The 20,540-nt window shown below is 75.0% G+C and carries 5 protein-coding genes; all 5 read right to left on the bottom strand.

The window, feature by feature from the left end; all coding sequences use genetic code 11:
* Positions 1-32: 32 nt before the first annotated feature.
* Positions 33-1,409 (bottom strand): MFS transporter, encoded by a 1,377-nt coding sequence (locus ACIPLC_RS18590; protein ID WP_400474067.1) that lies wholly within the window; start codon positions 1,407-1,409, stop codon positions 33-35.
* Between the two features lie 74 nt (positions 1,410-1,483).
* Entirely contained in the window at positions 1,484-2,497 is a 1,014-nt protein-coding gene (locus ACIPLC_RS18585; protein ID WP_400474066.1) for a pyridoxal phosphate-dependent aminotransferase, read from the bottom strand.
* The gene (locus tag ACIPLC_RS18580) at positions 2,497-3,543 is read right to left on the bottom strand and encodes an SAM-dependent methyltransferase (RefSeq protein ID WP_400474065.1); all 1,047 of its coding nucleotides are present in this window, start codon (positions 3,541-3,543) and stop codon (positions 2,497-2,499) included. The genes ACIPLC_RS18585 and ACIPLC_RS18580 overlap by 1 nt, the downstream gene beginning before the upstream one ends.
* A 132-nt stretch (positions 3,544-3,675) precedes the next feature.
* Positions 3,676-10,800 (bottom strand): amino acid adenylation domain-containing protein, encoded by a 7,125-nt coding sequence (locus tag ACIPLC_RS18575; RefSeq protein ID WP_400474064.1) that lies wholly within the window; start codon positions 10,798-10,800, stop codon positions 3,676-3,678.
* A 149-nt stretch (positions 10,801-10,949) separates the two neighbouring features.
* Positions 10,950-20,486, bottom strand: coding sequence for an amino acid adenylation domain-containing protein (locus tag ACIPLC_RS18570; RefSeq protein ID WP_400474063.1), 9,537 nt, complete (start codon positions 20,484-20,486; stop codon positions 10,950-10,952).
* Between the last annotated feature and the right edge of the window lie 54 nt (positions 20,487-20,540).

The following is a 20,540-nucleotide window of genomic DNA, read 5'->3' as shown; positions in this document are numbered from 1 at the left end:
GAGGAGAGGAGGTGGTGAGGGGGACCGGGCGATCAGGTGCGCTGGAGGTCCGGGGCGCCCCCGGGCTCGGCGGTGCGCTCGGAGCCGGCCGGGGCCTCGGATTCGGCGGAGGCCTCGGAACCGGCCAGGCCCGCGGGCTCGGTGGAGCTCTCGGGTTGGGCGGCGGCCCCGGGCTCGGCGGCGGCCTCGGATTCGGACGGTGCCCCGGGCTCGGTCGGTGCCCCGGGCTCGGTCGGTGCCTCGGGCTTGCCGAGGAGGTGGACGGCCGCGAGCAGGGCGCCGAGCACCATCACGGCCAGGACGACCCGGAAGTCCAGGCCGGCCACCAGGCCGGAGCCGACGCCGACCGCGAGGGCCTGCGGGGCGGTGAGCGAGAGGTTGACGGCCGCCTGGGCGCGGCCCATCAGCTGGGGCGGGGTGGCCGCCTGGGCGGCCGTGGCGAGGCCGACCATGGCGGCCGGGATGCCCGCCCCGGCGATCACCAGTCCGGCCGCCACCACGGGAAGGGACGGCGCGAGCAGCAGGATCGTGCCGAGGCCGAACACCACCGACCCCGCCATGACCGTCCGGCGCGGCCCGAGCCTGCCGATCAGCAGACCGCCGACCACCGAGCCGCCCAGCGCCCCGACCGCCTCGGTCGTCTCCAGCACGCCGAGGAACTGCGGCGGGCGGTGCAGGCCGTGCTGGGTCAGCGCGAACAGCACCGGCTGGAGCAGGCTCAGGACGAAGCCCGTGACGGCGGTGGCCGCCACCAGCGGGCGCAGCCCGGTCGCACCGCGCAGGTGGGCGAAGCCCGCCAGCACCTCGGTGCGCCACCGGCGGCCCGAGGGTTCCGGCGTGGGCTCGTCGGCCCGCAGGCCGAGGAAGGCCAGGGCCGCCAGCAGCAGCACGCCGAGGTCGGCCAGGGCCACGGCGTGCCCGCCCAGCCAGCTGTAGAGGCCCGAACCGAGCAGCGGCGCGACCAGCGTGGTGCCGGCCCGGGCGCTCTGGGTGAACCCGGCTGCCGCGCCGAAGTCCTGACGGTCCGTCAGGATCGTGCGCAGCAGGGCGCTCTGCGCCGGGGCCAGCACGGCCCCGGCGAGACCGCAGAGCGAGGCCGTGCAGTAGATGATCCAGACCCGGTCCGGGCCGTCGACGAGCAGCAGGGGCGTCAACCCCGCCGCCACCGTCAGGTTGACCCCGACCAGCAGCGGTCGGCGCCGGACCCGGTCGGCGAGCAGGCCGCCCAGCGGCAGGAGCAGCAGCGGCGCGGCGAAGCAGAACAGCACCAGTCCGGCAGCGGAGTTGCTGCCGGTCAGCACCTTGGCCCAGATGCCGAGGGCGATGGAGAGGGCGCTGTCGCCGAGGACGGACAGGGTCTGTCCGACGAGGTAGCGCCGGAACTCCGGGCGGGCCAACAGCGGGTGCATCGCGGTTCCTTCGCTGCGCCGACGGCGCTTGGGGGTGCAGGGAGTGCCCGCGGGGCGCGGGGTGCGGGGTGCGGTCAGGGAGCGGCGGGCGCGGTGGCGGTGAAGCCCTCGATCACCGCGTCGTTGGCGTCCTGCTCGCCGACGGCGATCCGGATGCCCTGGCCGGGGTAGTAGCGGACGGCCACGCCCCGGCGCTCCAGCTCCGTCCGCAGGGGGAGCTGGTCACCCGGCGCGACGACCCACAGGAAGTTGGTCAGGCTGGGCGCCACCGACCAGCCCAGCCGCAGCAGTTCGGCGCGCAGGCGCTCCCGCTCGGCGGCGATCCCGGCGATCCGCCGGTCCACCTCGTCCTGGGCCGAGACGGCGGCCAGCAGGCCCGCCTCCTGGAGCCGGTTCACCGCGTACGGGACCTGGTGGTCCCGCACCCGCTGGGCCACGGACTCCTCCGCCAGCGCGTAGCCGATCCGCAGGGCGGCGATGCCGTGTGACTTGGAGAGGGTGCGCAGCACCACCAGGTTCGGCCACTCGGCGATCCGGTCCGGCACCGCCGGGGCCGCCCAGTCCCGGGCGAAGTCGACGTACGCCTCGTCCAGCAGGATCAGCGCCGTGGCCGGCACCCGGCGGAAGAAGTCCGTCAGCTCCGCCCAGGAGTAGACCGTGCCGGTCGGGTTGTGCGGGTTGCACAGCACGACGATCCGGGTGCGTTCGTCCAGCCGCTCGGCCATCGCGGCCAGGTCGTGCCGGGCGTCGGGTCCGAGCGGGACGGCCCGGGCCTCGGCCCGGGCGATCTCGCAGAACAGCGGGTACGCGTCGAAGCAGGGCGCCGAGTGCACCACGTTGTCGCCGGGCCGGACGACGGCGTGGAAGAGGTCCAGCGCCACGCCCGCCGAGCCGTGGCCGACCGCGACCTGGCCGGCCGGGACGCCCTGCCAGTCGGCGATGATCCCCTCGATCCGCTGCGGGCGGAAGTCCGGGTACCGGTGCAGGTCGCCGGCGGCCGCGGCCAGGGCGGCCACGACGGACGGCAGCGGCGGGCCCGGGTGCTCGTTCTGCGCCAGCAGGTGTCTGGCGGTGGGGGCGGCGGCCATCAGTCGGCCTGCAGGACGTACAGCCAGGAGTGCGGGGTGGCCAGCGCCTCGACGCGGTCGATCCGCAGCCCGGCGTCGGTGAACAGCTCCTCGTACGTCTCCTTGGTGTGCAGCGGCACGCCCATCATCGCGTGCGCCAGCTCGAAGCCGACCGAGAAGACCGGCAGGGCGCTCTGGGACTCGCCCGGGCCGCGCAGCATGGTGTCGCCGAGCACGAAGGTGCGGGCCTTCGGGAAGGCCTCCCGCATCCGGGTGAAGATCGAGGAGCGGGTGGTCGGGTCGGCCAGCAGGTCGTGCAGCAGGAAGAAGCTCATCACGGTGTCGACCTCGGCCACCTCGGCGGCCTCGGCGTCGTTGTCGATCTGGGTGCCGAGCAGGCCCAGCACGTCGGCCCGGACGGCGGTGACCCGGTCCTGCATCCCGGCCTCGGCGATGTCGCGGCGGGCGATGTCGGTGGCCGGGCGGCTGATGTCGATGCCCAGGCCCCGGGTGCCCTCGCGCTGCCCGACCACCCGGCGCACCCGGGCGGAGGTGCCGCTGCCCAGGTCGGCGATGGTGCGGAAGTCGATGCCGGAGAGCACGTCGGTCAGCTGCGCGGCGAACAGCGACTGGTCGCACTGGGCGGAGCCGAGGGCGACCATCGCCTCGTCGCGGACGATGTCCTCGTTGTAGCGGTGCGTCCCCGTGCTCAGGTGCCCGGCGCGGCCGAACACGTCGTGGTACCCGCCGACGGCCCAGGTGAAGTAGCCGCGCGCGGCGGCGACTTCGAGGCCCACCTCGGTGGGCAGGTAGGTGGCGCCGTCGGCCTTGACGTAGCCGCAGTCGGCGGCGGCGCGCAGGACGGCCTCCGTCCGGGCGGTGTCACCGGACCGGGCGGTGGCCTCGGCGGCCGAGAGCGGCTCGCCGCGCCCGAGCTTCTCCAGCACGCCGATCCGGTCCAGCGCGAAGATCACGTTCGCGGCGATGAAGCCGTTGTAGGCGTCGGTCGACGTGATCGGCGACGGGGTGACGCCGCGCCAGGTGTCGGGGATGGCGGCAGTGGTCATGGTGGTGTCCGTTTCTCGGTGGGCGGGCCGGGTGTGGCCCGCGCGGTGGGTGCAGGTCGGTGGCCTGCGGTCGGAAGGGGGTCGGACGTCAGTGAGCGGGGAAGCGGGCCGGGAAGCGGGCCGGGAGGTGGGTCAGGAGGCGGGTGCGGGTCGGGAGGTCAGGTGGGCGGCGAGCACCGGGCCGATGACGGCCAGCGCCTCGGCACCGGTCATGGCGCCGTGGGTGCTCGGCACCTCGTGGACGTCGATCCGGCCGCCCACGTGGGGGCGCCAGCCGTCCGGGTCGGGGGCGTCGGCCGGGCGGTCCTTGGCGGCGGTGAAGACCACCGCGTCGCCGTCGTAGCCGGGCAGCGGGGGTGTGTGCGCCAGCTCGGCATTGGCCTGGAAGACCGCGACCACCCGGGCCACCGCGGCGCCGCTGAGGCCCGCGAGCGGGCCCTCGCCGTGCCGGACCAGCTCGGCGTAGCCGTCCTCGTCCTCGGGCCAGGCCGTGATCTCCCCGGCCGGGTGGCCGAGCGAGTCGAGGATCACCGCCAGCTGCGCCGGGTCGTCCCGCCACTGCTCGGGCCCGGCCTCGCCGGCGCCGGGGTAGGCGTCCAGCAGGGCCAGCAGCCGGACCTCCTCGCCCTGGTCGCGCAGCAGCGCGGCGATCGCGTGGGCGATGGCCCCGCCGAAGGACCAGCCGAGCAGGGCGTACGGGCCCTCGGGGCGGACGGCCCGGATCTGCGCGAGGTAGCCGCGCGCCAACTCCGCTACGGAGGACGGGCGTTGGCTCGGATCGGCCAAGCCCGGGGCCTGGAGGCCGTAGATCGGCTGCTCGGCGTCGAGGTGGCGCAGCAGCCCGGTGTACACCCAGCTGATGCCCGCGGCCGGGTGGACGCAGAACAGCGGCGGGCGCGAGCCGCGGGTGCGGATCGGCAGCAGGACGGGGAAGCTCTCGGCGCCCGGCCCCTGGGCGAGCCGCTCGGCGAGCCCGGCGACGGTCGGCGCCTCGAACACCGTGCGGACACCGATCCCCTCGCCCGCGCCGACCAGCTCCCGCAGCCCGGCGACCAGCCGGCCGGCCAGCAGCGAGTGCCCGCCCAGCTCGAAGAAGTTGTCGTCCACGCCGACCCGTTCGAGCCCGAGCACGTCGGCGAACAGCCCGCAGAGCACCTCCTCCTGCGGCGTGCCGGGCGCCCGCCCGGCGCCGAGCCGGGCGGCGGTGTCGGGGGCGGGGAGCGAGCGGCGGTCGACCTTGCCGTTGGCGGTGAGGGGGAGGGCGTCCAGGGCCACGATGGCGGAGGGCACCATGTAGTCGGGCAGGGTCTCGCCGACGTGGGCCCGCAGGGCGGCCTGGTCGACGGGCTGCCCGGGCCGGGCCACGGCGTAGCCGACCAGGCGCCGGTCGCCGGGGCGGTCCTCGCGGACCAGGACGAAGGCCTGGGCGAGGGAGGGGTGCCGGACGAGGGCGGCCTCGATCTCGCCGGGTTCGATGCGGAACCCGCGGACCTTGACCTGGTGGTCGGTGCGGCCGAGGTACTCCAGGGTGCCGTCGGCCCGGCGGCGGACGAGGTCGCCGGTGCGGTACATCCGGCTGCCGGGGGCGCCGTACGGGTTGGCGACGAAGCGCTCGGCGGTCAGGCCGGGCCGGTTGAGGTAGCCCCTGGCCAGGCCGGCGCCCGTGATGTAGAGCTCGCCGACGACCCCGGCGGGGACGGGTCGCAGGGCGGCGTCGAGGACGTGCAGCCGGGTGTTGCGGATGGGCCGGCCCAGCGGCGGTGCGATGCGGCCGGACAGCGGGGTGGTCATGCTGGCGCAGACGGTGGACTCGGTCGGCCCGTAGGCGTTGACCATCCGCAGGCGGGCGGACCAGTGCTCGACGAGGTCGGGCGGGCAGGCCTCCCCGGCGACGGCCAGGGTGTCGACGTGCGCGAGCGCGTCGGGGGGCAGGACGGCCAGCGCGGTCGGCGGCAGGGTGACGTGGGTGACGCCCTGTTCGGCGATCAGTTCGGCCAGGGCGGGGCCGGGCAGCAGCTGGTCGGCGGTGCCGAGGACGGCGCGGGCGCCGGTGAGCAGGGCCATGCTGAGCTCGGCGACGGCGGCGTCGAAGGAGGGGGAGGCGAACAGCAGGACGCGGCTGTCGGGGGTGGGCGCCAGACTCTCGCGCTGGCTCTCGATCAGGGAGGCGAGGCCGGTGTGGGGGACGACGACGCCCTTGGGGCGGCCGGTGGAGCCGGAGGTGTAGATGACGTACGCGGCGGCGTCGGGGGAGGCGGCGGGCTCGGTGGCGGTTTCGGCGTCGGGTTCGGCGTCGGTGAGGTCGTTCGCCGGGTGGCCGGAGGTGTCGAGGTCCTCGACCAGCAGGCGCGGGACGGCGCTGCCGGCCAGCGGGCCGGCGGCCACCGCGCCGGTGGTGAGCACCAGGACGGGGGCGGTGTCGGCGAGCATGTAGGCGATGCGGTCGGCCGGGTAGCGCGGGTCGAGCGGGAGGAAGGCCGCTCCGGCCTTGAGGACGGCGAGTTGGGCGACGATGAGCTCGATCGAGCGGTCCAGGGCGATCGCGACGAACCGTTCGGGGCCCGCGCCGTGTTCGGCGAGCAGGCGGGCGAGGCGGTTGGCGCGTTCGTTCAGCTCGGCGTAGCTGAGCTGTTCGGCGCCGAACGCGAGGGCGACGGCGTCGGGGCGGGCGGCGGCCTGGGCCTGGAAGAGCGCCGGGAAGGTGGCGGGGACGACGGGGTGGTCGGTGTCGTTCCAGGCGGTGAGCAGCCGCCGGCGCTCCTCCGGCGCCAGGATCTCCACCTGGCCCACCCGCTGGTCCGGGTCGGCCAGCACCGCGCGCAGGGCGCGCTCGAAGCGGGCCGCCGTCGCCGCCGCCGTGGCCCGGTCGAACAGGTCGACGGCGTACTCGACCGTCAGCTCCAGCCCGGTGGGCGCGCCGTGGTGGTCGAAGGTCTCGCCGAAGGCGAAGGTCAGGTCGAACTTGGCGAGGTCCGAGTCCAGCGCCTCGACCCGGCCCGGCAGGCCGCCGAAGCGGATCTGTCCGGCGTCGCCGCCGGAGGTCAGCATCACCTGGCAGAGCGGGTGCCGGGCCGTCGAGCGCGCCGGGTTGAGCAACTCGACCAGGCGCTCGAAGGGCACGTCCTGATGCCCGAAGGCGTCCAGGGTGGCGACCCGGACGCGCTCCAGCAGCTCCCGGAAGCTCGGGTCGCCGGACGTGTCGGTGCGCAGCACCAGGGTGTTGACGAAGAAGCCGACCAGGTCGTCGAGGGCTTCGTCGGTGCGCCCGGCCACGACGGTGCCGATCGGCAGGTCGGTGCCCGCGCCGAGGCGGCCCAGCGTGGTGGCGAGTGCCGCCTGCATGACCATGAACACGCTGGCCCGGCTCTGCTGCGCCAACTCGACCAGGGTGGCGTGGAGTTCAGCGTCCAGGTGGAGCTCCACCGCCGCGCCCCGGCGGGTCGGCGTGGTCGGGCGGGGGCGGTCGTAGGGGAGTGCCAGTTCCTCCGGGAGCCCGGACAACGCCTGCTGCCAGTAGTCGAGTTGCTCGGTCAGTAGCGCGGTGGGCTGCTGCGGGGTGCCGAGGAGTTCGTGCTGCCAGAGGGTGTAGTCGGCGTACTGCACCGGCAGTGGCTGCCACTGCGGTGCGGTGCCGGCGAGGCGGGCTTCGTAGGCGGTGGTGAGGTCCCGCAGGAGGGGGGCGACGGACCAGCCGTCGGTGGCGATGTGGTGCATCAGGACGAGCAGGACGTGTTCGTCGTGCGGGAGGGAGAGCAGTGTGGTGCGGACGGGCAGGTCGTGGGCGAGGTCGAAGACCTCTCCGCCGGCCTCGGCCAGAGCGGTCCGGAGCTCCGCCTCGGTGGCCACCGACACGGTGTGCAGGGGGAGTTCGGGGCGCTCGACGATCAGCTGATGCGGCTGGCCGTCGATGGTCGGGTAGACGGTGCGCAGCACCTCGTGGCGGCCGAGGACGTCCGTCAGCGCCGCCTGGAGGGCGGGGGCGTCGATCCGGCCGGTCAGGCGCACCACGCACGGGGTGTTGTAGAGCGCGCTCGGGCCCTCGAACTGCTCGATGAACCAGAGGCGTTGCTGCGCGGGGGAGAGCGGGACGCGCGCGGGCCGGTCGACGGGCCGCAGGGCCGGGCGGGCCGCGCCGGAGGCGGGCAGTGCGGCGGCCAGGGCGGCGACCGTCGGGTGGTCGAAGAGCGCGCGGATGGGCAGTTCGGTGTCGAGGGTGGTGCGGATGCGGCTGACCAGTTTGGTGGCGAGCAGGGAGTGGCCGCCGAGGTCGAAGAAGCGGTCGTCGATGCTGACGGTGGTCAGTCCGAGGACGTCGGCGAAGAGTTGGCAGAGGGTCTGTTCGGTGTGGTTGCGGGGGGCGCGGCCTTCGGTGGTGCCGGTGTAGTCGGGGGCGGGGAGGGCGCGGCGGTCGACTTTGCCGTTGGCGGTGACGGGGAGGGTGTCGAGGATGACGACGGCGGCGGGGAGCATGTAGCTGGGGAGGGTGTCGGTGACGGCGGCGCGCAGTTCGCCGGGAGTGGTGCTGTCCGTGGAGGTGGTGACGTAGACGACGAGGCGTTTGTCGCCGGGTTGGTCTTCGCGGACGTGGGCGAGGGCTTGGCCGACGGCGGGGTGGGTGGTGAAGGCGGTTTCGACTTCGCCGAGTTCGATGCGGAAGCCGCGGATCTTGACCTGGTCGTCGGCGCGGCCGAGGAATTCCAGGACGCCGTCGGTGGTCCAGCGGGCGAGGTCGCCGGTGCGGTACATCCGTTCACCGGCGAGGAAGGGGCAGGCGACGAAGCGTTCGGCGGTGAGGTCGGGGCGGCCGGTGTAGCCGCGGGCGAGTCCGGCGCCGGCGATGTAGAGCTCGCCCGCCACGCCGGCGGGTACGGGCTGTAGTGCGGTGTCGAGGACGTACGTCCGGGTGTTGGCCAGCGGACGACCGATCGGCACCACACCGGGGACGGGCTCGCCGGGGGCCATGGTGAAGGTGGTCTTGATGGCCGTCGTCTCGGTGGGCGCGTAGACCGCGACGACGGAGGTGTCCGGGCATGCCTGGAGGAGCCGCCGGACGGAATCGGGCGGGACGACGTCGCCGCCGGTCCACACCTGCCGGACGGCCCGGAAGGTCTCCGGCGCCTCCTCGGCCATCAGCCGCAGCAGGCCCGAGGGCGCCTGGACCAGGGTCACCCGGTGGGCGGTGATGGTCTCGGCGAGGCGCCGGATGTCCAGTTCGCCGGGCTCGGCCAGCACGATCGCCCCGCCGGTGACCAGCGGCGCCCAGATCTCGGTGGTGGAGGCGTCGAAGGCGGTGGGCGAGTGCAGCAGGACGCGTTCGTGGTGGCCCGCGCGGAAGTGCGGGTTGACCAGCAGGTCCACCACGTTGCGGTGGGTGACGGCGACGCCCTTGGGCAGGCCGGTCGAGCCCGAGGTGTACATCACGTAGACCAACTGGCCGGGGTGCACGGGCACGGCCGGGTCGCCCGCCCCGGGGGCCGTGGCGAGCAGCGCGTCGGTGACCTCGACGGTGGTGAAACCGCCGGTGGCGAGCACCGGATGCCCGTGGTGGGCCGGGTCGGTGAGCAGCAGGCCGGTGCGGGTGTCGGTGAGGATGTGCTGGAGCCGGTCCAGCGGGTAGCGGTCGTCCAGCGGGACGTACGTGCCGCCCGCCTTGGCGATCGCGAGGACGGCCGTGAGCAGCCCGGCGGAGCGCTCCATCAGCACCGCCACCGGCTGTTCGGCGGTCAGGCCGCGCGCCAGCAGCAGGGCGGCGAGGCGGTTGGCGCGGCCGTTCAGTTCGGCGTAGCTGAGCTGTTCGGCGTCGGTGATCAGGGCGGGGGCGTCGGGGGTGGCGGCGGCCTGGGCCTCGAACAGCCGGGGCAGGCTGGTGTCCGGCACCGGTGCCGTCGGTCCGTTCCAGCCGGTGAGCAGGTGCGCGCGTTCGGCGGGGTCGAGGATCTCGATGGCGCCGATCCGTGTGTCGGGGTCGGCCGTGGCGGCGCGCAGGACGCGCAGCAGCCGCTCGGCGAGGGCGCTGGCGGTGGCGTGGTCGAAGAGGTCGGCCGCGTAGTCGACGGCGCCGCGGACGCCGAGGCAGTCGCCGTCCGCCGTGAGGTGCTCGACGAAGTTGAAGTTCAGGTCGAACTGGGCCTGGGCCTCGCCGGCCTCGACCGGCCGGGCCGACGCCGGGCCGAAGGCGAGGTCGCCGGCCCGCTCCGTGTTCAGGGTGACGATCGACTGGAAGAGGGGGTGGCGGGTGGTGCGGGTGGGGTTGAGGTGTTCGACCAGGCGCTCGAAGGGGATGTCCTGGTGGTCGTAGGCGTCGAGGTCGGTGCGGCGGACGCGGTCCAGCAGTTCCCGGAAGCTCGGGTCGCCGGTGGTGTCGGTGCGCAGGAGCAGGGTGTTGACGAAGAAGCCGACCAGGTCGTCGAGGGCTTCGTCGGTGCGCCCGGCGACGACGGTGCCGATCGGCAGGTCGGTGCCCGCGCCGAGGCGGGTGTAGAGGACGGCGACGGCGGCTTGCAGGGCCATGAACAGGCTGGCGTTCTGCGCTCCGGCCAACTCGGCCAGGGCGGTGTGCAGTTCGGCGTCGAGCTCGAACTCGGCGGCCCCGCCCCGGCGGGTGGGCGTGGCCGGGCGGGGGCGGTTGTAGGGGAGTGCCAGTTCCTCCGGGAGGCCGGACAACGCCTGCTGCCAGTAGTCGAGTTGAAGGGAGACGACGCTCTCGGGGTCGTCCTCCACGCCGAGGAGTTCGCGCTGCCAGAGGGTGTAGTCGGCGTACTGCACCGGCAGCGGCTCCCACTGCGGCTCGGTGCCGGCGAGCCGGGCCTCGTACGCGGTGGCGAGGTCGCGGAAGAGCGGGGCGACGGACCAGCCGTCGCTGGCGATGTGGTGCGTCAGCAGCAGGAGGACGTGCTCGCCCGGCGCGGGGAGGGCGTACAGCCAGGCCCGGACGGGGAGATCGGCGGCGAGGTCGAAGACCTGCCCGGCGTCCTCGCGCAGCCGCGCGGACAGCTCGCTCTCGTCGGCCACCGGCACCCGGTGCAGCGGCGGGCGCCCCTCGTCGAGGATGTGCTGGTGGGGCTGGCCGTCGGCGGTGGGGAAGACGGTGCGCAGCACCTCGTGCCGGGCCACCACGTCCCACAGCGCGCCTTCGAGGGCGGCGGCGTCGAGCTCGCCGGTCACCCGGAGGGCGAACGGCGTGTTGTAGAGGGCGCTCGGGCCCTCGAACTGCTCGATGAACCAGAGCCGCTGCTGGGCGAACGACAACGGGATCAAGGTCTGCCTCCGACTGGCGACTTACGGCTGTTGTGGCTGCTGTGACGGGTGGGGTACGGCGGTCGCGGGACGTGGCGGGCCGCGCCGCCGGCCGGGCCGGCGGCGGGCGCGCACCCTGCTGTGGACGGGGCCGCGGGGTGGGCGGCAGGTCAGGCCGGGCCGCCCGGGCGGCGCATCGGCCGCAGGGCCGGGCGGGCCTTCTTCGGCGCGGCTGTCTGCTCGCGCCCGGGCAGGACGGCGGCCAGGGCGGCGACCGTGGGAGCGTCGAACAGGGTGCGGATCGGCAGCTCCGTCCCGAGGGTGGTGCGGATGCGGCTGACCAGCCTGGTGGCGAGCAGCGAATGGCCGCCGAGGTCGAAGAAGCGGTCGTCGATGGTGACGGTGGTCAGTCCGAGGACGTCGGCGAAGAGTGTGCAGAGGGTTTGTTCGGTGGTGTTGCGGGGGGCGCGGCCTTCGGTGGTGCCGGTGTAGTCGGGGGCGGGGAGGGCGCGGCGGTCGATTTTGCCGTTGGCGGTGACGGGGAGGGTGTCGAGGATGACGACGGCGGCGGGGAGCATGTAGCTGGGGAGGGTGTCGGTGACGGCGGCGCGCAGTTCGCCGGGAGTGGTGCTGTCTGTGGAGGTGGTGACGTAGACGACGAGGCGTTTGTCGCCGGGTTGGTCTTCGCGGACGTGGGCGAGGGCTTGGCCGACGGCGGGGTGGGTGGTGAAGGCGGTTTCGACTTCGCCGAGTTCGATGCGGAAGCCGCGGATCTTGACCTGGTCGTCGGCGCGGCCGAGGAATTCCAGGACGCCGTCGGTGGTCCAGCGGGCGAGGTCGCCGGTGCGGTACATCCGTTCACCGGCGAGGAAGGGGCAGGCGACGAAGCGTTCGGCGGTGAGGTCGGGGCGGCCGGTGTAGCCGCGGGCGAGTCCGGCGCCGGCGATGTAGAGCTCGCCCGCCACGCCGGCGGGTACGGGCTGTAGTGCGGTGTCGAGGACGTACGTCCGGGTGTTGGCCAGCGGGCGGCCGATCGGCACCACGTTCGGTACCGCCGAGGCGGTCGGCATCGGGAACTGGGTCGCGCACAGGGTCGTCTCGGTCGGCCCGTACAGTGCCCGCACCGCGATGCCCGGGACGGCCTCCAGCACCCGGCGGACGGCGGGGGCGGAGACGACGTCCCCACCCGTCAGCACCTCGCGCACGCCGGTGAAGATGCCCGGGTCCTCCTCCGCGATGACGCGGAACAGCCCGGCGGTGACGTGCACGTGGGTGAGCCCGTGGGCCCGGACCAGCTCGCGGATGGCGGAAGCGTCCAGGTCGCCCTGCGGCGCGACGACCACCTGGCCGCCGGAGAGCAGCGGCGCCCACAGTTCGTAGGTCGAGGCGTCGAAGGCGTGCGGGGCGTGGAAGAGCACCCGCAGCCCGTCGGGGTGGTGCCAGCACGGGTCCGTCGCGAGCTGCACCACGTCCCGGTGGGTGATGGCGATGCCCTTGGGCACCCCGGTGGATCCGGAGGTGAACATCACGTACGCGAGCTGCTCAGGGTGGAGCCCGGCGGGCTGGGCGCGCCGCTTGCGCGGGCCGTCGAACCAGCCCTCGGTGAGCGGCAGGACGGGGCAGGGAGCGTCGGTGGCCAGCGGGTGGCCCTGGTGCGCGGGGTCGATCAGGACGAGCGCCGCCCGCGTCTCGGCGGTGATCTGCCGCAGCCGTTCGGCCGGGTGCCGGTCGTCCAGCGGGACGTAGCTGCCACCCGCCTTGGCCACCGCGAGGATCGCCGTCACCAGGTCGGCGGAGCGGTCCATCAGCAGGACCACCGGCGTGTCGGCGCCGGCGCCCGCCTCGGCGAGCTGGGCCGCCAAGTGCTCGGCCCGGGAGTCCAGTTCGGCGTAGCTGAGCTGTTCGGCGTCGGTGATCAGGGCGGGGGCGTCGGGGGTGGCGGCGGCCTGGGCCTCGAACAGCTGCGGCAGGGTGGCCTCGGGCACCGGTGCCGTCGGTCCGTTCCAGCCGGTGAGCAGGTGCGCGCGTTCGGCGGGGTCGAGAATCTCGATGCCGCCGATCGGGGCGTCGGGATCGGCCGCGACGGCGCGCAGGACGCGCAGCAGCCGCTGGGCGAGGGCGGTGACGGTGGCGTGGTCGAAGAGGTCGGCCGCGTACTCGACCGCCACCGACAGGCCCGCCTGCGGGCCCTGCTGGGTGAAGCGGAAGGACAGGTCGAACTTGGCCACGTCCAGCTCGAAGGGGTGGTCCGCGCAGGCCAGGTCGCCGAGGGCGGCGGGCACCGCCGGGCCGCTCTCCAGGGCGACGAGCGACTGGAAGAGGGGGTGGCGGGTGGTGCGCGGGGGGTTGAGGTGTTCGACCAGGCGCTCGAAGGGGATGTCCTGGTGGTCGTAGGCGTCGAGGTCGGTGCGGCGGACGCGGTCCAGCAGTTCCCGGAAGCTCGGGTCGCCGGTGGTGTCGGTGCGCAGGAGCAGGGTGTTGACGAAGAAGCCGACCAGGTCGTCGAGGGCTTCGTCGGTGCGTCCGGCGACGGGGGTGCCGAGGGGGAGGTCGGTGCCCGCGCCGAGGCGGGTGTAGAGGACGGCGACGGCGGCTTGCAGGGCCATGAACAGGCTGGCGTTCTGCGTGCCTGCCAACTCGGCCAGGGCGGTGTGCAGTTCGGCGTCGACCTCGAACTCGGCGGAGCCGCCCCGGTGGCTGGGCGTGGTCGGGCGGGGGCGGTCGTAGGGGAGTGCCAGTTCCTCCGGGAGGCCGGACAACGCCTGCTGCCAGTAGTCGAGTTGCTCGGTGAGCAGGGCGGTGGGCTGCTGCGGGGTGCCGAGGAGTTCGTGCTGCCAGAGGGTGTAGTCGGCGTACTGCACCGGCAGTGGCTGCCACTGCGGTGCGGTGCCGGCGAGGCGGGCTTCGTAGGCGGTGGTGAGGTCGTGCAGGAGGGGGGCGACGGACCAGCCGTCGGTGGCGATGTGGTGCATCAGGACGAGCAGGACGTGTTCGTCGTGCGGGAGGGAGAGCAGTGTGGTGCGGACGGGCAGGTCGTGGGCGAGGTCGAAGACCTCCCTGCCGGCCTCGGCCAGAGCGGTCCGGAGCTCCACCTCGGTGGCCACGGGTATGGTCCGCAGGGTCGGCCCGGCGGCCTCGGTGACCAGCTGGTGCGGCTGGCCGTCGGTGGTCGGGAAGACGGTGCGCAGCACCTCGTGCCGGGCCACCACGTCCCGCAGCGCGCCTTCCAGCGCGGGGCGGTCGACGGCGCCGGTCAGCCGGAGGGCGACGGGCGTGTTGTAGAGCGCGCTCGGGCCCTCGAACTGCTCGATGAACCACAGGCGTTGCTGCGCGGAGGACAGCGGGACTCGCCCGGGCCGGCCGACCGGCCGCAGGGCCGGGCGGGCCGCGCCGGAGGCGGGCAGCACGGCGGCCAGGGCGGCCACCGTCGGGTGGTCGAAGAGCGCGCGGATCGGCAGTTCGGCGCCGAGGGCGGTGCGGACGCGGCTGACCAGCTTGGTGGCGAGCAGGGAGTGGCCGCCCAGGTCGAAGAAGCCGTTGTCGATGCCGACCGCGGCCAATCCGAGGACGTCGGCGAAGAGTTCGCAGAGCGCCTGCTCGGTGCCGGTGCGCGGGGCCCGGCCGGCGGCGGCGCCGCTGTAGTCGGGGGCCGGCAGGGCGCGGCGGTCGACCTTGCCGTTGGGGGTGACGGGCAGCGCGTCGAGGGCGACGATCGCGGCGGGCACCATGTAGCCGGGCAGGCGGTCGGCGACGAAGGCGCGCAGTTCGTCGGGCTGGACCGGGCCCGTGACGTACGCAACCAGGCGCTTGTCGCCCGGCTGGTCCTGGCGGACCATGGCGACGGCCTGGCCGACGGCCGGGTGGGCGGTGAACGCGGCCTCCACCTCGCCGAGTTCGATCCGGAAGCCGCGCAGCTTGATCTGGTCGTCGGCGCGGCCGACGAACTCCAGTTCGCCCGTGGTGGTCCGGCGCACCACATCGCCGGTGCGGTACATCCGGCCGCCGGGCTCGCCGAAGGGGCAGGCCACGAAGCGCTCGGCGGTCAGGCCGGCGCGGCCGAGGTAGCCCCGGGCCAACCCGGCGCCCGCGACGTACAGTTCACCCGCGACGCCCACGGGGACCGGGCGCAGCCCGGCGTCCAGCACGTACGCCCGGGAGTTGGGCAGTGGCCGCCCGATCGGCACCGCGGTCGGCACCTCGGCGGCGGTGGCCATCGGGTGGCGGGTCGCGAAGGTGGTCGTCTCCGTCGGCCCGTAGCCGTTCACCACCCGCAGCCCGGGGCAGTGCTCCAGTACCCGCCGGATGGCGGCCGGCGAGACGATGTCCCCGCCCGTCCAGACCTCGCGCAGCCCGGCGAAGGTCTCCGGGGCCTCGGCGGCCAGCACGTTGAAGAGCCCGACCGTCATCCAGGCGGCGCCGACCCGCCCCCGGCCGATCGCGGTCGCCAGCTCGGCGACACCGAGCCGCCCGGCCGGGGCGACCACCACGCGGCCACCCGAGAGCAGCGGCACCCAGAGCTCGTAGGTGGAGGCGTCGAAGGCGGCGGGGGAGTGCAGCAGGACGCGCTCGTGACCGCCGCCGGAGAACGCCCCGCCGAGCGCGAGGTCCACCACGGACCGGTGGGTGACGCCGATGCCCTTGGGCACGCCGGTCGAGCCGGAGGTGTGCATCACGTACGCCAACTGGTCGGCGCTCAACGGCAGTCCGAGGTTCGCGGCGGTGTCGTCACCCTGGGGATCGAGCACGGTCAGCCCGGCCGTCGCGGGGTGCGCCCGGTGGGCGGTGTCGGCCAGCACCAGCTGGGCCCCGGAGTCCGCGAGGACGGACCGCAGGCGTTCCGCCGGCTGTGCGCCGTCCAGCGGCACGTAGGCGCCGCCGGCCTTGAGCACGGCCAGGATCGCCACCACCAGGGCGGCCGAGCGCTCCATCAGCAGTGCGACGGGGGTCTCCGGGCGGACCCCGGCCTCGACCAGCCGCACCGCCAACCCGTTGGCCCGTGCGTTGAGTTCGGTGTAGGTCAGCTCGACGTCGCCGGCCGTGAGCGCGACCGCGTCGGGCGCCGCGGCGGCCTGCGTCTCGAACAGCTCGGGCAGTGCGGCCTTCGGCAGCGGCGTGGTGGCGCCGTTCCCGTCCGTCAGCAGCCGCTCGCGCTCCTCCTCGGTCAACACCTCGACGGTGCCGACGAGTTCGGCCGGGTCGGCGACGATCCGGTCGAGCAGGGCGAGGAAGCGGTCCAGCAGGGTGCGCGCCTCGGCGGGGGTGAAGGCGTCGGGCTGGTGGTCCAGGCGCAGGTGGAGGCCGTCGCCCGGGGTGAGGGCCAGCAGTAGCGGGTAGTGCGCGCTGTCGACGTCCTCGACCAGGGTGACGTGGGTGGCGCCGCTCGGGTCGGCCTCGTCCAGGGCGGACGGGTCCGGGTAGTTGCCGTACACCGTGACGGTGTCGAACAGGCTTCCCATCGCGGCGAGTTGCTGGATCTCGGTGAGGCTGAGGTGCTGGTGGTCCAGCAGCGCGGACTGCTCGTGCTGGAGGCGCAGCAGCAGCTGCCCCCAGCTCTCGGCCGGGTCGAGGGTGACGCGCACCGGCACGGTGTTGATGAGCAGGCCCACCATCCGCTCCACGCCCGGCAGGTCGTGCGGCCGGCCGGAGACGGTGGTGCCGAAGAGCACGTCCTCGCGCCCGGTGAGGCGGGCCAGCAGCACGCCCCAGGCGGCCTGGACTAGGGTGTTGAGGGTGACGCCGTAGCGGCGGGCGGTGCGGGCCAGCGCCTCGGTGGCCGCCGGGGTGAGGCCGGTGTGCAGGCGCAGCGGCAGTTGCGGGGTGGCGGCGGAGCGGCCGGGGGCCAGCAGGGTGGGCTCGTCGGCGCCCGCGAGGGTCTGGGCCCAGGCGGTGCGGGCGGCGGCGCCGTCGCGCCGGGTGATCCAGCGCAGGTACTCGCGGTAGGGGGCGGCCGGGGGCATCGGCTGCTGGAAGTACAGGCCCCACAGCTCCTCGGCGAACAGCGGGGTGGACCAGCCGTCCAGCAGGATGTGGTGCGCGGCGGCGATCAGCCGGTGGCGTCCGGGGGCGAGCGTGAGCAGGGTGTAGCGCAGCAGCGGCGGCCGGGCGAGGTCGAAGCGGCGGCCGTACTCGGCGGCGGCGATCCGGGCGGCCTCGGCCTCCGGGTCGGGGTGTGCCGTCAGGTCGAGGACGGTGAAGGGCAGTTCGACGGCGTCCGGCACGGCTTGCACGGGCGGGCCGTCGGGGCGCTGGTGGAAGCCCGCCTTGAGGTTCGGGTGGCGCAGCAGCAGTGCCTCGGCGGCGGCGCGCAGCCGGTCGGCGTCCACCGGGCCGGTGAGGTCGAAGGTGCAGACGGAGGTGTAGACGTCGGCGCTGTCGGTGTCGTAGGCCGCGTGGAAGGCCATGCCCTGCTGGAGCGGCGAGGTGGGCCAGACGTCCAGCAGACGGGCGGGGGCGTGGTGTTCGGCGAGCTGGTCCAGCTCGGGTTGGCCGAGCGTGACGAGCGGGAAGTCGGAGGGGGTGTGCCCGCCCGCGTCGGGCCGGTCGGCGTGTGCGGCGAGTGCGCGCAGCGCGGTGAACCACGCCTCGGCGAGCGCGCCCACGCGCTCCTCGGCGAGCAGCCCGGTGGCGTAGGACCACTGGGCCACCAGCAGCGGGCCCTGCGGGGTGTCGACGGTGGTGGCGTCCAGGCCGAGCACCCGGCCGAGCGCGAGGCCGGTCGCGGCGCCCTCGCTCATCGCCTCCGTCCCGGCGAGCACGTCCTCGGCGGTGACGCCCTCGGGGGCGAAGCGGCCCAGGTAGTTGAACTCGACCTGCGGATCGGCGTACCCCTCCAGCACGGCGGCGGTGGCCGGGTTGAGGTGGCGCAGCAGGCCGAAGCCGATGCCGTTGTCCGGGACGGCGCGCAACTGCTCCTTGACCCGGCCGAGGGCCCGGCCGAGCTCGGGCCCGGCGGCGGTGACCTCGGGCCAGGGCAGCGCCCCGGGGGCGAGCCGGACGGGGTAGACGGAGGTGAACCAGCCGGCGGTGCGGTGCAGGTCGACGCCGTCGACGATCTCCTCGCGGCCGTGGCCCTCCACCGTCACCAGCACGGCGCCGTCCGGACCGGTGGTCGTCGCGCCGCGCCAGTGGCCGAGGGCGAGCGCCAGCGCGGTGAGCAGCACGTCGTTGACCTGCGCGTGGTAGGCGGCCGTGACGCGGGTCAGCAGGGCCCGGGTGGTCTCGGCGGGCAGCACCACGCGCAGGACGCCCTCGGTGGCGTAGGTGTCCTGGGCCGGGTCGAGCGGGCGCGTGCCGAGCAGCGGGTCCGGGGTGGCCAGGGCGGCCTCCCAGAGGGGGAGTTCGGCGGCCCGGCGGTCGGTCCGGGCCTCGGCGGTGAGCCGCTGGGCCCAGCGGCGGAAGGAGGTGGGCACCGGCGCCAGTGCCACGGTGCGGCCCTCGCGGGCGGCGGCGAGCGCGGCGAGCAGGTCCTCCTCGACGATGCGCCAGGTGACGCCGTCCACCGCCAGGTGGTGGATCACGAGCAGGAGCTGCGAGGGCAGGCCGGGCCCGGCCTCGAACCGGACGGCCTGGAGCATCCGGCCGTCCTCGGGCGAGAGGCGCTCGCGGGCGGCCTCGGTCTCGGCGCGCAGTGCCTCCTCGGTGGCCGGGCCCGCGACGTGCCGCAGCGCGGTCCCGGCGGGGACGGCGCCGGGGGCGGGGACGTGCAGCGTCCAGGGGCGCTCGACGAGCGGGGAGGTGCGGGCGCGGAAGACGTCGTGGTGGTCGAGCAGCGCCTGGAGGGCCGTGGCCACGTGTCGGCGCCCGCTCCCGGCGGGGAGGGTGAGCAGGGTGGACTGGTAGAAGCTCTCGACGGCGCCGTGCTGCGCGGCCAGCCAGTGCACGATGGGCGTCGGCGGCACCTCGCCGAGGCCGGCCCCGGCGGGCTCGGCGACGACTGGCCCCTCCAGCGGGCGGGCGATCCGGGCCAGGGCCTCGACGGTCGGGAAGAGGAACACCTCGCGGGGGGTGAGCTGCAGGCCGGCGTGCCGGGCCCGGGAGACGAGCCGGATGGCCACGATGGAGTCGCCGCCGAGCTCGAAGAAGGAGTCCGTGACGCCCACTCCGGGCAGGCCCAGCACCTCGGCGAAGAGGCGGGCGAGGGTGTGCTCCAGCTCCCCGGCGGGGGCCCGGCCGCCCTCCTCGGCGGCGGCGAAGACCGGCGCGGGCAGGGCGCGCTTGTCCACCTTGCCGTTGGGCGTGAGCGGCAGCCGGTCGAGCACCACGACGGTGGGCACCATGTGGTCGGGCAGCCGCTCGGCGCAGTACCCGCGCAGTTCGGCCGGGTCGGCGGCGCCGACGGTGTAGCCGACCAGGCGGCGCTCGCCCGGGCGGTCCTCGCGGACCAGCACCACGGCCTGGCGCACCTCGGGGTGGGCGGAGAGGGTCTGCTCGACCTCGCCGAGCTCCACCCGGAAGCCGCGGATCTTCACCTGGTCGTCGGCCCGGCCGACGAAGTCCAGCTGTCCGTCCGGCCGGTGGCTGCCGAGGTCGCCGGTGCGGTACATCCGGTCGCCGGGCTCGCCGAAGGGGCAGGCGACGAAGCGCTCGGCGGTCAGGCCGGGGCGCCCGAGGTAACCCCGGGCCAGGTGCGGGCCGGAGACGTACAGCTCGCCCACGGTGCCCGGCTCGACCGGGCGCAGCCGCTCGTCCAGCACGTGGATGCGCACGTCCTGGCAGGGGTGGCCGATCGGGGGCTGCTCCTCGCCGGTGAGCGGCTCGCTCATGGTGACGATGACGGTGGTCTCGGTCGGCCCGTAGCTGTTGAGCATCAGGCGGTCGCGGCCGCAGCGGGCGGCCAGCTCGCGCGGGATGGCCTCGCCGCCGCCGATCAGGGTGCGCAGGGAGGGCAGCGGCACGTCCGGCAGGGTGGCGGCCATCGCGGTGGCGATGTCGGCGTGGGTGACGCCGTACTGCTCGATCAGGGCGGCCAGCGGCTCGCCGACCAGCTGGCTCTGCTCGCGGGGGAGCACCAGGGCGGCGCCGGTGGAGAGCGCCACGGCCAGGTCGGAGACGGAGACGTCGAAGCTGAGCGAGGCGGCCTGGAGCACCCGGCTGCCGGGGCCGACCCCGGTGGCGGTGACCTGCGTGCCGATCATGCTGGGCAGCCCGGTGTGGGTGACGGCCACACCCTTGGGCACCCCGGTGGAGCCGGAGGTGTAGATCACGTACGCGGTGTTCCCGGCGCTCAGCGGCCGCACCCGCTCGGCGGCGGTGAAGGGGGTGCCGGGCCGGGCGGCCAGCTCGGCGAGGTGCCCGGGGGAGTCGAGCAGCAGCCGGGGGGCGCCGGTCTCGGGCAGTTGGGCGGCGGCCTCGGCGGTGGTGAGCACCAGGGCGGCGCGGGAGTCGGTCAGCATGTGGCGCAGCCGCTCGGCGGGGTAGGCCGGGTCGGCGGGCAGCCAGGCGGCGCCGGTCTTGGCCACGGCGAGGATCGCGGCGACGGCCTCGGGGGACTTCGGCAGGGCGAGCGCGACGATGTCCTCGGTGCCCAGGCCGCGGGCCGCGAGCACCCGGGCCAGCCGGTTGGCGTGGGCGTCCAGCTCGGCGTACGTGAGAGTGGTGCCCTCGGCGTACAGGGCGGGGGCCTGCGGGGTGCGGGACGTCTGGGCGTCGACCAGCGCGGTCAGGGTCGGCCGCTGGTCGGCTCTGTGCGTCTGCTGGACCCCGGACATGTGACTCTCTCCCTCGTACGGCTGGCCCCCGGGTGCGGGAGCGGCTTGCTGGGC

This window comes from Kitasatospora sp. NPDC086801 (assembly GCF_044745805.1).
Classification (GTDB): domain Bacteria; phylum Actinomycetota; class Actinomycetes; order Streptomycetales; family Streptomycetaceae; genus Kitasatospora.
Note: the sequence above shows the minus strand (reverse complement) of the source record. Positions and strands in the feature narration are given on the sequence as shown.